This is a genomic window from Liquorilactobacillus nagelii DSM 13675, assembly GCF_019444005.1.
Classification (GTDB): domain Bacteria; phylum Bacillota; class Bacilli; order Lactobacillales; family Lactobacillaceae; genus Liquorilactobacillus; species Liquorilactobacillus nagelii.
In genome coordinates this window covers 616052-631285 of record NZ_CP049304.1, presented here as the reverse complement: position 1 = coordinate 631285, position 15234 = coordinate 616052, and the positions used below count along the sequence as shown (strand labels likewise).

Here is a 15234-nt window from a genome sequence, read left to right as displayed (position 1 = left end):
ACTGTTTTCTTCAACAGCGTAACATAAGCAACGCGATAAAAAAAGTCAAAGTCCCGCAGGTCTTTGACTTTTTTTGCTATTTTAGCAATAGCAATTACTTCTTGTCATCGTCTGGGTTAACTTCTTTAAAGTCTCCTTCAACGGTGTTATCGTCACCTTTGTTGTCACTACCCTTGCTGCCATTGTCACCATCAGCCGTTTTAGCATCGGTTGCTTGACCAGCTTTGTTAGCTTCTTGAGCTTGTTGATAAAGTTTAACTGACATTTCTTGAACGAGTTTCATTAATTCGTCCTTTTTAGTCTTCATATCTTCAACGTTATTAGCCTCTTGTGCCTTCTTCAAAGCATCTCGAGCAGCTTCAGCTTTTTTAATTTCATCGTCTGAAACTTTACCTTTAACTTCTTTCAAAGTCTTTTCAGAACTAAACAAGAGTTGATCAACCTCATTTTTAAGGTCAACTTCTTCTTTACGTTGCTTGTCAGCAGCTTCGTTTTCTTTAGCTTCATTAACCATTCGTTCAATTTCTTCATCAGACAAACCGGACGAACTCTTAATTGTAATCTTTTGTTCTTTGTTCGTTCCTAAATCTTTCGCAGAAACATTTACAATTCCATTTTTATCAATATCAAATTTAACTTCAATCTGTGGAACTCCTCTTGGAGCAGCCGGAATATCAGTTAACTGGAAGCGTCCCAAAGTCTTATTATCTGCAGCCATTGGACGTTCACCTTGTAAAACATGAATATCAACCGCTGGCTGGTTATCAGCGGCAGTCGAAAATACTTGTGACTTGCTAGTTGGAATAGTTGTATTACGATCAATCAACTTAGTGAAGACTCCACCCATGGTCTCAATTCCCAATGATAATGGGGTAACATCTAATAAGACAACATCTTTAACATCACCAGTAATAACACCACCCTGAACAGCAGCACCTAAAGCAACAGCTTCATCAGGGTTAACTGACTTATTAGGTTCATGATTTGTTTCAGCCTTAACAGCATCCTGAACAGCTGGAATTCGAGTTGAACCACCAACAAGAATTACTTCATCAATATCAGAGTTTGACAGGCCGGCATCTTTCAAAGCATTCCGTACTGGGATTTTTGTTCGTTCAACCAAATCAGCTGTTAATTCATCAAATTTAGCCCGTGTCAAAGTTTTTTCTAAATGCAATGGGCCATTAGCACCGGCACTGATAAATGGTAAACTAATCTGTGCACTAGTTACTCCAGATAAGTCTTTTTTAGCCTTCTCAGCTGCATCTTTCAAACGTTGCATAGCCATCTTATCAGTTGCTAAATCAACACCGTTTTCTTGCTTAAATTCAGCAATCAGCCAATCCATAATTTTTTGATCGAAGTCATCACCACCAAGATGAGTATCACCATTAGTTGATAATACTTCAAAGACGCCATCGCCTAATTCAAGGATTGAAACATCAAAAGTTCCACCGCCAAGGTCAAAAACTAAGATTTTTTCATCTTTATCAGTTTTATCCAAACCATAAGCTAAAGCAGCCGCTGTCGGTTCATTGACAATTCTTTCAACTTTTAATCCAGCAATTTTTCCAGCATCTTTAGTTGCTTGACGCTGACCGTCATTAAAATATGCTGGAACAGTAATAACTGCCTGACTGACTTTTTCACCCAAATAGGATTCAGCATAATCTTTGATATATTGCAAAATCATTGCCGAAATTTCTTGAGGGGTATATTTTTTTCCTTCAACTTCAACAGTATACCCAGCTTCACCCATATGACGCTTAATTGAGGAGATAGTATTTGGGTTAGTAATTGCCTGTCTCTTAGCTACTTCACCAACCTGAGTTTCTCCGTTTTTGAAAGAAACAACTGATGGAGTAGTCCGATTTCCTTCTGGATTAGTAATAATCTTGGCTTCTTTTCCTTCAAGAACAGCCACAGCTGAGTTGGTTGTTCCTAAGTCAATTCCAATAATTTTTGACATAAATTTCAACCTCTTTATTTTAGATTCTTTTTAAATATTTTAATAAACTAGTTAACTATTGTGCAACAACCACCATTGCTGGCCGCAAAACACGGTCCTTCAACAAGTAGCCATCTTGGAAAACTTCGACAACTGTTTCAGATGTCTGATTTTCTTCAACTGGAACAGTTTTTACTGCTTGATGAAAGGTTGGATCAAATGGTTTCCCTAGCGCTTCAATGCGCGTAATATGGTTATCTTTCAAAGCTTTTTCCATATCACGAAAGACCATTTCAATTCCATGCTTTAACTGAACAGCATCGTCATCAGTTGCTTCAATTTTTAATGCGCGAGACAAATTGTCCAAAACGGGCAAAACATCGCGAGCAAGTGACTGACCATCGTATTTTAATAATTGTTCCTGCTCTTTTTTGAAGCGTTTGTGCATATTAGCCATTTCAGCTTCTGCACGGTAATATTTATCTTCCAAATCACTGTACTTTTGCTGTAACTCTTGCAGTTTTTGAGCAGTTTGAACTGATTCATCAGTCACTTTAGAATTAGCAGGATCATTAGCTGACTGCTTATTTTTTTCAGCAGCTTTAGCTTTAGTTTGGCTCTTACTAGTTGATTCAGCTTTTGGCTGATCCGCTACAGACTTTTTCTTCAGATCACTTTGTTTTTCTGGCAAGTGAACACCCCTTCTCTAATCCCAATTAATCATAGAAATCATAATAATCAAGCATTTTACGCGCTAACTCAACACGAAAGACATCCAACAAACCAATCATTTTTGAATATGGCATATTGGTTGGACCAAGCAAAGCAATTAGACCACGGCCATGCCGCTCGACATTATAACTTGCTGAAATCAAACTATAGTTTTGCAACGAACTGTCCTCCAATTCGTCTCCTAACCTGACCTGAATCGTCTGGTCATCATCACTATTACCAACTAAATTACTGATATCATCAGAGTGATCAATCAATGAATACAACGCTTTAATTTGGTCAATATTACCATTTTCGACAAAGTTCAACAAATTTAATTTGCCGCCGACATAAAACTGATCATGAACTGTTTGATTTAATACCTGTCCAAAAACGTTCAAAAAGCCTAATGGTTGTTGCACATAATGTAAAAGCATTGGTACACTGTCACGTAATCGAGCAACTACTTGATCTAGTGGCAAACCGACAACTCGTTCATTAATAATTCGCACAATTGATTCTAGTTCTTCACCAGTAATTTGCTTGGGCAAATTAAATAATTGACTTTCAACCTCACCGTCACTGGTAATTAGCAGAACCATTACCTGCTGATTACGCATCGGCATAACTTTAAATCCCTGCAAACGAACATTTTGTCCTTCAGGTTTAAAAGTAATCGCAGTGTAGTTAGTCATCTCTGATAAAATTCTTGCAGATTCAGCTACTAATTCATCAATTTTAAAGAATTGATTACTAAGCGAGCTGCGCACACTATCAACCAGTTCCGGGTTGGCTACAGTTGGCTTGACCAGATTATCAACATAATATCGATATCCCTTAATTGAAGGAACTCGGCCAGAAGAGGAATGTTCCTTAATTAAATATCCCTTCTTTTCCAGAGCTGCCATTTCATTACGAATTGTTGCCGAACTGACATGAACCGGTAGTTGCTGTTCCAAAGATTTTGAACCAACCGGGCGTTGTGCTTCTGCATAATCTTGGATAATGGCCTCAAGTATCAGTAACTGTCTTTCCGTTAGCATGATTATCACCTCGATTAGCACTTAGCCTCTTAGAGTGCTAAGTCAATTATTAATATACAAGAAAAAAGCTGATAAGTCAAGAATGACCTCTCTATCAGCTAAAAAAATCATTTTTTATTTTTGGCTTTAAAGTATATTATTGTTTGCTGTCGATCATTTTCTAATTGCTTAATTAGAGCTGAAGCACCGGTGAATTTTACTTGATTACGCAATTTTTGATACCAATCAACTGTAACTGTTTGCCCATAAACCATTTGGTTAAAATCAAATAAATTAATTTCAACTGTAACTTTTCGATTATTGCCAAAGGTTTCATTTCGACCAATCGAAGCCATTCCTTGATAAGTATTTCCGGCAATTTTAACTTTAACAGCATAAATTCCTTCAGCTAAAATCCGCTCGGTTACCGGAATTGCCAAATTCAGTGTTGGAAATCCTAGTTGACGGCCACGTTGCTCACCGTGTACAACTAGGCCGCTATTTTGATAAATATATCCTAACAAATGATTAGCTGCGGCAATATTTCCACTATCCAGTAGTTTTCGAATTGAAGTCGAGCTAATTTTGTGTTCTTGAAATCGTAAATGCTCAACGGCAATCACTGAAAACCTATTTTTGGCGTACCTTGGCAAAAGCTGCATATTAGCAATGTCATGTTTACCATAGGTATAATCTTCACCTGCAACAACGGCAACTGCATGCAGTCCCACCATATAGCGATCAACAAATTCTTGCGGCCCCATGAATGGTAACTGCCCCGTTAAAGGGGCGACATAGGCAATATCAATCCCCATCTGCTCAAAAAGTTCCAATTTGCGCTGTAAGGTCGTTAAATAGTGAACTTTTTTTGCGGGGACATGTTGAAAAACAATTGCTGGTTGTCGGTCAAGCGTCATAATAGCTAAATGACAACCGCGTTTTTTGGCTTCAGCTGCGGCACGTTTAATTACCAATTGATGACCACGGTGAACCCCATCAAAAAAACCTAAAGTTAAAACGACTTTTTCTAGTGGAATTTTTTCTGAGTCGAGCGGCTCATTCAAAACAATTGTTTTCACGTTTGATTTCCTTCCGTTAAATCAATCATCTGTTCTGGAACATAACACAGGTACTTTGAGTGCCAATGATAAATGCAACGGCTTTTTCCGTTATAAGTTAACACTAACTTTTCAGATATATACTGTAATTTCAAGAAACCACCGTTCCGGACCTTTTGCCATTCAGTTAAGTCTAGCTGGTAATGCTCAAATTTTTGCAATGCTGTATCCAAGTCGGCGATTATTTCCTGCACTCGATCTAACTTGGTTAACTTTTCCAGTTGCGATAAACTGACCGTATCAGAAATTTTAAAGCTGCCACTTTGTTGTCTAGTTAACTGTGACATTACTGCTGGTACTCCTAACAAGCGGCCTAAATCCGTAGCTAAAGTTCGGACATATGTGCCTTTACCACAGCTGATTTCAAAATAACATTTTTGTTGACCTGTTGCCGAATCAAAAGTAGTTGCTCCCGTTTGGCGAAAATAAGCAACATTGATTTTTCGTTTGGGTCTTTCAACTGGTTGATGGGCTCGCGCATATGCATATAAGCGACGACCGTTCACTTTAACAGCCGAATACAAAGGGGGAATTTGAATTTGTTCTCCAGTCAATAACTGCATTTTCTCGCTAATTTCAACTGAAGTAAAGGGTCTTACTAAACGCTTTGTCTCAATTACTTCGCCATCAAGGTCTTCGGTTGTTGTCGCTAGACCTAATGTTATTTCACCAGTATATATCTTGCCAGAATCCATCAAATAGTTGACGACTTTAGTTGCTCTCCCCACACAAAGTAACAGCACTCCATCAACATTAGGATCTAAGGTCCCACTATGACCGACACGTTTCATACTTAAAATTCCCCGACAGCGACGTACGCAATCATTACTGGTCATGCCCTTTTGTTTATATAAAGGAATTATTCCGTCCATTTTGCAACCCCACTTAAAATCAACCTATTCAGTACAAATACCGATTGATTTTTACACCAGTCGGTATTTGTCATTTATCATCTTTTAAACTACTACTGATCATGCCGTTCAATTTGGTTCAACAGGCGATCAATTTTATCACCATATTGAACTGAACGATCACGTTCAAAGTGAATTTCAGGAGTAACGTAAATGCTCAAACGAGCACCTAACTCTCGACGGATTAAACCAGTTGCTTTATCTAAACCGATCTGAGTTTTTTCTCCCGTGGAAGCCTGGTCTGACAAAATACTATAAAATATCGTCGCATGCTGTAAATCACCAGTAACATCCACACCTGTAATTGTTACCCCATTTACCCGAGGATCACGTACTCGCTTCATCAAAATATCAGTAACTTCACGTTGAATTTCTTGGGCTAAACGCCCAACACGATAACTACGTACCAAAACGTTCCATCTCCCTCATTAAAGCTTATTTAGTTGGAACCTCTTGCATGATGAACGCTTCAACTTGATCACCGACTTTGATATCATTATAATTTTCAATCATAAGACCACACTCAAAGCCTTGTTTTACTTCTTTAGCATCATCTTTGAAACGTTTCAAGCTAGCTAATTTACCTTCGTAAATTACAATTCCATCTCGAATCAAGCGTACACCACTATCCCGTTGGATATAGCCATCAGTTACATAGCCGCCTCCGATTGTACCTAGTTTTGAAACTTTGTACGTTTGGCGAATCTCAACTTGTCCGATAACTTTTTCTTGATATACCGGCTCTAACATACCCTTCATCGCAGTTTCAACTTGATCAATCGCCTGATAGATTACATTATGCAAGCGAATATCAACATCATCAGTATCAGCCTGAGACTTTGCTTGGGTAGTTGGGCGCACATTGAAACCAATAATAATTGCGTTTGATGCTTCCGCTAAGGTAACGTCACTTTCATTAATCGCTCCGGCTGCCTGGTGAATAATATTAACTCGGACACCCTCAACATTAATCTTTTGCAGACTGTTAGCCAAAGCCTCAACTGAACCTTGCACATCCGCTTTAATAATTACATTGACTTCCTTTAATTCGCCTTCCTTCAACGAATCAAACAAGTTATCCAATGTAACGTGTGGTGTATGATTTCTTTCCTTGATCAAGGCACGTTTAGCACGTTCTTCACCAGCCGCACGAGCTGACTTTTCATCTGAAAAGACTACAAATCGATCTCCAGAATCTGGGACCTCATTTAAACCAGTAATTTCAACAGGTGTTGCCGGCAAAGCTTTTTTGATTTGCTGACCTTTGTCACTAATCATCGTCCGGACACGGCCAAACGTGTTACCGACAACAATCGGATCACCAACATGCAACGTTCCTTGCTGAACTAATAAAGTAGCAACTGCCCCTTTTCCTTTATCAAGTCGAGCTTCAATAACCGATCCAGCACCATGTTGTTTTGGATTAGCACGCAATTCTAACATTTCAGACTCAAGTAAAATCATTTCAAGCAGTTCATCTAAGTTCTTGCCGAATTTAGCCGAAATTTCCACAAAAATGGTACTGCCACCCCATGCTTCAGAAATCAAACCATATTCAGTTAATTCTTCCATTACATGATTGGGATTGGCACCTGGTTTGTCAATTTTATTAATTGCTACAATAATCGGGACACCAGCTGCTTTAGCATGATTTATCGCTTCAATTGTTTGTGGCATTACACCATCATCAGCTGCAACAACTAAAACAGTAATATCAGTAATATCAGCCCCACGAGCCCGCATATTAGTAAAAGCAGCGTGTCCTGGAGTGTCTAGGAATGTGATTATTTTGCCATCATGTTTTACTTGATAGGCACCAATATGCTGGGTAATTCCACCGGCTTCACCCTCTGTTACATGAGTATGACGTAATTTATCTAATAAGGTTGTTTTACCATGATCAACATGACCCATAATAGTAACCACTGGTGGTCGAGAAACTAAGTGCTTTTTATTATCCTTTTCTTCTTCAAAGAACTTGTCAATATCAGCGATATCGACTTCAACTTTTTCTTCGGCGCCAATTCCGTACTCGTTTGCCAAAATTTCAATTGTTTCTTTGTCGAGCGATTGGTTCTGATTGACCATAACTCCCAACATAAAGAGTTTCTTAATAATTTCCGCTGGTTCACGATGAATTTTCTTGGCAATTTCAGCCACATTCATTCCAACCGTATAAATCAACTTTTCTGGTAACGGCTTATTTTTACGTGGTGGAACAGCTGGTTTATTATTTTCTGGTCGTCGATTATTCCGACGATTTTTTCGTTTCTTTTTATTGAAATTACTGTTGTAACGATTTTGACCGTAGCTATGTTGATTATTCCGATTCTGATTGCTTCGGTTATTTTGATAATTATTAGTTGTCCGATTGTTACTACCTTGATCGGTTTTAGCATTATTATGCTGTTGAGACTGCTTGGTTTCAGGTCTTTTGTTCCTGGAATTATCTGTCGCTTGTTGGGATTTTGTTGAATTTGCATTTACATTTACATTTTTTCCCGTGTGACTTGTTTCATGAACAACAGGTTTATTTTTTACTGATGATTCCTTTTTTACACTTGCTTGTTGCTTAGATGTTTTAGTTGACTGATTTGGACGCAGACTTTCTCGCAATTGACGTTCCTCGTTTTCTCCTAATGTCGACATATGGTTGCGAACTGAAAAGCCGCGCTCTTTAGCTGCCGCGATTACTTCTTTACTACTAATATTTAATTCTTTTGCTAATTGGTAGATTCTTTTTTTCCCCATAGATTCACTCTCCAATCTTTAATCTAATGGTAATCATTAAACCTTCATATTTCTAATAACTGGTTTAATTTTTTTGCAAAACCAGTGTCCATCACTGCAATCACAGATCGATCGGTTCCAATAGCTTCGCTTAATTCATCTCGTGAAAATAAATCAGTTAGTTTTACTTGATAAAATTGGCATTTATCAGTAAATTTTTTTTTCGTTGCTTCTGCAGCATCTGCAGCCACAAAGACCAATTCAGCCTGATGTTGTCGAACCTTTTTTAAAACTGTTGCTTCGCCGGTGGCCAATCTACCAGCACGACGAGCTAAACCTAATAACTGCAGACTTTGCTGTTTATTTTTTTGATTCATTGCCAAATAACTCACGCCGGGCTGCTTGATGATCCACATAAGCAACTAACTCTTCATAGAATTCATCTGGAATTTTTATTTCAAAAACGCGGTCAAATGTTCGATCGGCTTTGGCTTGCTTTGCAATCGCAACATCTAGACTAAGATAAGCGCCTCGACCAGCTTTTTTACCGCTGGGATCAATACTAACTTCATTAGCCTTATTCTTAACGATTCGAACTAATTCTTTTTTGGGCTTCATTTCGCCAGAGACAATATCTTTCCTCATGGGAATTTTTCGTTGATGTACCATTAAGAATCCCTCCTCTATTAATCTTCTGATGAAGGAACATCGGTCGAATTTATTACTTGGTCTTTTAATTCATGATACTCGCTTTCGGACTTAATATCGATCTTGTAGCCCGTTAATTTTGCAGCCAAGCGAGCATTTTGTCCTCGTTTACCAATTGCCAAGGATAATTGATCATCTGGAACAACCACGGTGCAAGCCCGTTCATTTTGAGGATCAAAGTTAACTTGAACAACATCTGCTGGTTTTAAGGCATTGCTAATAAAGTCGGCAGGATCATTTTGCCATTCGACAATATCCATATTTTCACCCTTTAATTCGTTAACAATTGCCTGAACCCGTTCACCACGAGGCCCAACACAAGTTCCAACTGGGTCAACACCATCTTTTGTTGAACGAACAGCAACTTTAGCACGATCGCCAGCCTCGCGAGCAATTGAAATTATTTCAACTGTACCATCAAAGACTTCTGGAATTTCCTGCTCAAATAACCGCTTTAACAAGTCTGGATGTGAACGACTGACAAACACCTGTGGACCCTTAGCACTATTTTCAACTTGGTAAATATAGACTTTAATTCGATCATGTGGATGATATTCTTCACCTGGTATTTGATCTTGATGTGAAAGGACCGCCTCAACCTTACCTAAATTAACATAAACATAACGGTGATCAATTCGTTCAACTTCACCAGTAACAATTTCTTTTTCATACTGAATATATTCATCATAAATAATACTACGTTCTGCTTCACGAACTCGTTGCATAATGACCTGTTTAGCCGTTTGGGCGGCAATTCGACCAAAATTTTTCGGTGTCATTTCAAATTTAATCTGATCACCAAGCTCATAAGCACGATTAATCTTAACTGCATCTTCCAAACTAATTTCAAGTTGAGAATCAAAAACTTCTTCGACAACTTCTTTAACCGCAAAAACATGGATATCTCCAGCCACTTTGTCAAACTGCACCTCAACGTTATGTGACTGCCCGTAATTACGTTTGTAAGCTGAAACTAAAGCTGCCTCAAGCGCTTCAACAACAACTTCTTTTTTAACACCTTTTTCCTTTTCTAACGCATTCAACGCTTCAACTAACTCTTTACTCATGATTTAGCTCCTTAAAATCCTAATTAAAATTTGATTGCCAAACGAATCTTAGCAATTTGCTGACGGGGAATTTTCAATTTCAATTGACGTTGTTTTTGGATAACTGCTAAAACCAAATTGTCTGCTGTTATTTCGACTAAGTCGCCTTCATAAACTTTCTGACCATTTAAAGCTTGATATAAAGAAACGTTAACATATTTATTCAACGATCGTTGCAGATCACGATCATTTTTTAATGGTCTTTCTGCTCCGGGAGACGAAACCTCTAGGTAGTATGCTTGAGGAATCAAATCTGGATCTTGAGCATCTAATTTTTCACTTAAAAGGTCACTGATTAAAGCACACTCTTCAATATTGATGCCCCCAACTTTGTCGATAAAGACTCTTAAATACCAGCTTTTTCCTTCTTTGACAAATTCGAGATCAACCAATTCAAAATGATGTTCTGCTAAAATCGGACTTACTAAATTTGTTACTTGTTCAATGACACTGCTCACTCGTCACCCTCCTAACTAATTCATTCAAAACAATTGACTAGCTTGTTGCAATAAAAAGAGTGAGCATTGCTGCTCACTCTTAACGAGTTTTTAATTAACATAGTAACTATACCATATTAATAACCAACTGACAAACCTTTGTTTCAATATTTAAAATAATGAATCAAAGAGGCTTAACTGATTTTCTTCTGGTAGTCCATCTAAAACATGATTAACCGACATAAAATCAATCAAAGTTTTAGAAACTTTTCCGCGACGTGCTAAATCTTCTTTTGAGAGAAATGGTTTTTCTTCACGTGCTGCGACAATTTGTTTGGCGACGTTGGTTCCTAACCCTGGAATTGCATTAAAAGGTGCAATTAGATCATCGCCATCAATTAACCAATTTGCAACTGCTGAACGATTTAAATCAACCATTTTAAATTGAAAACCACGTTCAAGCATTTCATTTGCCAATTCAAGCACTGTCAACAAGTTTTTTTCTTTTGTGCTGGCATCCATTCCCTTAGCATTGATTTCCTGAATGGCTGCTTTAACCGTTTCTTTCCCATTAGCCATTGCCACTAAATCAAAATCATCAGCTCGAACACTGAAGTATGCTGCATAGTAAACCAATGGGAAGTAAACTTTGAAATATGCTATACGTAAAGCCATCAAAACATATGCTGCAGCGTGGGCTTTAGGAAACATATACTTGATCTTTAGACAAGCTCCAATATACCATTCTGGTACTTTAGCTTGGCGCATATCTTCTTGCCAATCATCAGGAATTCCTCTGCCCTTACGCACATGCTCCATAATTTTAAAAGCTCGATCAGCTTCAACTCCCATATGAATCAAATCCATCATAATATCGTCACGACAACCAATAACTTCTGGCATCGTAACCGTTCCGTTTTTGATTAATTCTTCAGCATTACCCAACCAAACATCGGTCCCATGCGACAACCCAGAGATCTTTAATAATTCAGCAAAAGTCTTGGGCTTAGTTTCTTCTAACATTCCACGAACAAACCGTGTTCCAAATTCTGGAATACCTAAGGTACCAGTTTTAGAGCCAATTTGCTCTGGCGTCACTCCCAAAACATCTGTTCCAGAAAATAAAGCCATTACTCCAGGATCAGCCGGCGGAATTGATTTAGGATTAATACCCGATAAATCCTGTAACATTCTAATCATCATCGGATCATCATGTCCCAGAATATCTAGTTTTAAAATATTATCATGAATTGAGTGGAAATCAAAATGGGTTGTTTTCCAAGCTGCTGTTAAATCATTAGCTGGGTATTGAATTGGTGTAAAGTCAAAAATATCCATGTAATCTGGGACAACAACAATTCCCGCTGGATGTTGTCCAGTTGTTCTTTTAACCCCTGTTGCACCTTTAGCCAATCGATCAACTTCAGCGTTGCGTAAGTTCTGCTCAGTATCGCGCTCATAAGCTTTAACGTAGCCATAAGCCGTCTTATCAGCAACTGTTCCGATTGTTCCAGCTCGATAAACATTCTTTTCACCAAACAAAACCTTAGTATAGTTATGCGCAATTGGTTGGTAGTCACCAGAAAAGTTTAAATCAATATCTGGAACTTTATTACCATAAAAGCCCAAGAAAGTTTCAAAAGGAATATCTTGTCCATCTTTAATCAGAGTTGCTTGGCACTTGGGACATTGTTTCTCTGGTAGATCAAACCCCGAACCATACTCACCTTTTTCAAAGAATTGGCTCCATTTACATTTAGGACAGCGATAATGCGGAGGTAATGGATTGACTTCGGTAATTCCCGTCATTGTAGCTACTAAACTAGATCCGACTGATCCACGTGAACCAACCAAGTAACCATCTTTATTTGATTTAAAAACTAGTTTTTGGGCAATTAAGTAGATAACTGAAAAGCCATTGCCGATAATACTTTTTAATTCTTTTTGCAGCCGTTTCTCAACTAAATCAGGGAGCGGATCACCATAAAGCTCATGAGCCTGATTCATTGTTAATGTTTTAATTTCATCTTCAGCTCCAGCCATCTTAGGCGTATACAATTTGTCTTTAACCGGTGTAATTTCATCGATTTCTGCAGCAATCTTCGCTGGATTTGTGATGACAATTTCTTTGACCGTTTGCTCATTCAAAAATGAGAAATCTTTTAACATTTCATCGGTTGTTCTAAAATGTGCATCAGGCAATTCTTTTAACCGATTAAGCGGATTGGCTCCCCCTTCAGAATGAATTAAAATCTTACGGTAAATAGCATCTTCTTTATTTAGGTAATGTACATCGCCAGTTGCAACAACAGGCAAATGTAATTCATGACCCAAATCGACTAAGTTTTGAATGATCTCTTCTAAATCATGATTGTTTTTAACCAATTCTTGTTGCAAAAGCGGTTGATACAATGCTTTAGGCTGAACCTCAAGATAATCATAAAATTGAGCACGTTTTTTTGCCTCAGCATAACCTTTTTGCATCATTGCTGTAAAAACCTCACCCTGATAACAGGCTGAACCAACTAACAATCCCTGACGGTATTTACTTAGCAATGAACGAGGAACTCGTGGTACACGATAAAAATATTTAATCATCGACATGGAAACTAGCTTAAAAAGATTTTTCAAGCCCGCTTGACTTGTTGCCAAAATTATCGCGTGTGATGGATGTTCATGCTTATAGGCATCACTTTGAGCCACATATTGATTAAACTCATCCTGAAAATTAATATTGAATTGTTTTTGCGCTTCTTTTAACATCGCAAAATAAATATATCCGGTAGCTTGAGCATCATAAATTGCTCGGTGATGATGTTCAAGTTTAACATCTAATAACTTAGTTAATTTATTTAGACGAAAACTTTTCAATTGCGGATAGAGCAATCGAGCTAGTGGCAACGTATCAAGCCACGGGTTATCGATTAGCGGTAATTTATGGCGCTGATAACCAGTATTCATAAAATCAATATCAAATGTTGCATTATGACCAACAATAATGCAGCCTTGGCAAAACTCTTGGAAGAGTTTGAAAACTTCTTCTTCACTTTTTGACCCTCTAACCATATCATCAGTAATACTGGTCAAGTCAATGGTAGTTTTTGAAAGTGGATGCCCAGGGTCAATAAATTCTTCAAACTGATCTAACACTGCTCCATTTTGCATTTTAACCGCAGAAAGCTCAATTACTTTATCATAGCGGGCAGACAATCCCGTCGTTTCAGTATCAAAAACTACATAGGTTGCTTCATTTAAATTTTGATGCTGCACGTTGTAGGCAATCGGCAACCCGTCATCGACTAAATTAACTTCAACACCATACAAAATTTTTACGCCAAATTTTTCTCCAGCAGCATGCGCTTCTGGGAAAGCTTGTAAATCACTATGATCAGTAATCGCAATTGCTTTTTGTCCCCAATCAGCCGCTTGTTTGACATAATCTGTAATACTATTGGTTGCATCCATCGTACTCATGTTACTGTGTAGATGTAACTCAATCCTTTTTTGATCAGTAGGTGCCTGATCAACTCTCTTTTGATGGGTAATTTGATTAATATCATAGGCATTGATTACTAGATCGCGTAAAAAATTATCCTCTTGCACATTTCCGCGAACTTTCACCCATTGCCCCTCAGCTAATGCCGCAAATCCAGCTTCATCTTCATCATTTCGTGAAAATTTTTTGACCACCATTGAAGAACTGTAATCGGTAATTTTTAAAATCAGCAGTTGTCGTGATGACCTAAGTGTCCGGATTTCCTTATCAAAAATATAACCTTGAACAGTTACCGAGCGTTCTTCTTCAGTGATTCCAATTAATTGCCGTAAATTCTGTTGATCAATTTTCTTTCCCAAAATAACTTTACCCTGCTCCATTACTGGTTGAGTACTAGTTGACTTTTGTTTGGTTGTTTGATTCTGCTGTTGAATAGCAGCTAATGCTTTTTGAGCAAGTTGCTCGTCAGATTTTTCTTGTTGCTGTTTAAATTGCTCGATTTTTTCTTGTGATTTAGATTGATCAATCATTGTATGGATCGCAAATTTTGGAAATCCCAGTTGACAATACCCAGCCTCAATTGGCCCCAAAGCTTGGTTAACCAAAAAATGTTTGATAATTTCATTATCAGCCAACAACAATACCCGGTTATCCTTTAAGTAGGGTAAATTATGATTAAACAATTCATGCAACAAGGGAGATTTTACTCCAGAGTGTTCTACAACCCACGTCCAATAATCTCCTAACAAACGATCATTTAATTCAGCGGTCGGGACTGATTTGAAAAAAATTTCAACTGTGGCAATTGCTTTAAATCCCTGTTGTAGCTGCTTGGCAAATTCTTGAAAAAGCTCAAAAGGCCAAATTTTTGGACTAGACAACCAGAAACCCCATTTAGCTGATTTTTGGTGAATCTCAACTTTTTCAATTGCTGTCTTTGACAGTAGATCTTGGGCGAATTCTGGATGCCACTTTAATTGGTCTAAGAGTTTGGCAAATAAAAAATATCGATCATTTTCCAAAAAACAACTTCCCTTCTGAAAACTT

At 37.9% G+C, this 15234-nt stretch carries 12 protein-coding genes; all 12 read right to left on the bottom strand.

Annotated elements, in window-relative coordinates; genetic code table 11:
* Nucleotides 1-94: 94 nt before the first annotated feature.
* The 12 genes from dnaK to G6O73_RS03405 all read right to left on the bottom strand — a co-directional run bounded on the left by dnaK (nt 95) and on the right by G6O73_RS03405 (nt 15209).
* Nucleotides 95-1969, bottom strand: a complete 1875-nt coding sequence (dnaK, locus tag G6O73_RS03460) for a molecular chaperone DnaK (RefSeq protein WP_057885922.1) — start codon at nt 1967-1969, stop codon at nt 95-97.
* 55 nt (nt 1970-2024) lie between these two features.
* Nucleotides 2025-2618 carry a nucleotide exchange factor GrpE gene (gene grpE, locus G6O73_RS03455; RefSeq protein WP_057886217.1) on the bottom strand — a complete coding sequence of 198 codons (594 nt, stop codon included), beginning with the start codon at nt 2616-2618 and terminating at the stop codon, nt 2025-2027.
* A 46-nt stretch (nt 2619-2664) separates the two neighbouring features.
* The gene (hrcA, locus tag G6O73_RS03450) at nt 2665-3702 is read right to left on the bottom strand and encodes a heat-inducible transcriptional repressor HrcA (RefSeq protein ID WP_057885921.1); all 1038 of its coding nucleotides are present in this window, start codon (nt 3700-3702) and stop codon (nt 2665-2667) included.
* Nucleotides 3703-3809: 107 nt separating this feature from the next.
* Entirely contained in the window at nt 3810-4760 is a 951-nt protein-coding gene (gene ribF / locus G6O73_RS03445) for a riboflavin biosynthesis protein RibF (protein WP_057885920.1), read from the bottom strand.
* The gene (gene truB / locus G6O73_RS03440; protein ID WP_057885919.1) at nt 4757-5671 is read right to left on the bottom strand and encodes a tRNA pseudouridine(55) synthase TruB; all 915 of its coding nucleotides are present in this window, start codon (nt 5669-5671) and stop codon (nt 4757-4759) included. Before truB ends, ribF begins: the two co-directional genes overlap by 4 nt.
* Before the next feature lie 92 nt (nt 5672-5763).
* Nucleotides 5764-6120, bottom strand: a complete 357-nt coding sequence (rbfA, locus tag G6O73_RS03435) for a 30S ribosome-binding factor RbfA (RefSeq protein ID WP_057885918.1) — start codon at nt 6118-6120, stop codon at nt 5764-5766.
* A 25-nt stretch (nt 6121-6145) separates the two neighbouring features.
* The gene (gene infB, locus G6O73_RS03430) at nt 6146-8461 is read right to left on the bottom strand and encodes a translation initiation factor IF-2 (protein ID WP_057885917.1); all 2316 of its coding nucleotides are present in this window, start codon (nt 8459-8461) and stop codon (nt 6146-6148) included.
* 44 nt (nt 8462-8505) lie between these two features.
* Nucleotides 8506-8817, bottom strand: coding sequence for a YlxQ-related RNA-binding protein (locus G6O73_RS03425; RefSeq protein ID WP_057885916.1), 312 nt, complete (start codon nt 8815-8817; stop codon nt 8506-8508).
* Complete coding sequence (rnpM, locus tag G6O73_RS03420) at nt 8801-9109, bottom strand: RNase P modulator RnpM (RefSeq protein WP_057885915.1); 309 nt, start codon at nt 9107-9109, stop codon at nt 8801-8803. The genes G6O73_RS03425 and rnpM overlap by 17 nt, the downstream gene beginning before the upstream one ends.
* 17 nt (nt 9110-9126) lie before the next feature.
* Nucleotides 9127-10215, bottom strand: a complete 1089-nt coding sequence (gene nusA, locus G6O73_RS03415; RefSeq protein ID WP_057885914.1) for a transcription termination factor NusA — start codon at nt 10213-10215, stop codon at nt 9127-9129.
* A 23-nt stretch (nt 10216-10238) separates the two neighbouring features.
* On the bottom strand, nt 10239-10712 hold the full coding sequence (rimP, locus tag G6O73_RS03410; RefSeq protein WP_057885913.1) for a ribosome maturation factor RimP: 474 nt from the start codon (nt 10710-10712) through the stop codon (nt 10239-10241).
* Nucleotides 10713-10862: 150 nt separating this feature from the next.
* Nucleotides 10863-15209 (bottom strand): PolC-type DNA polymerase III, encoded by a 4347-nt coding sequence (locus tag G6O73_RS03405; RefSeq protein ID WP_057885912.1) that lies wholly within the window; start codon nt 15207-15209, stop codon nt 10863-10865.
* Nucleotides 15210-15234: the final 25 nt, after the last annotated feature.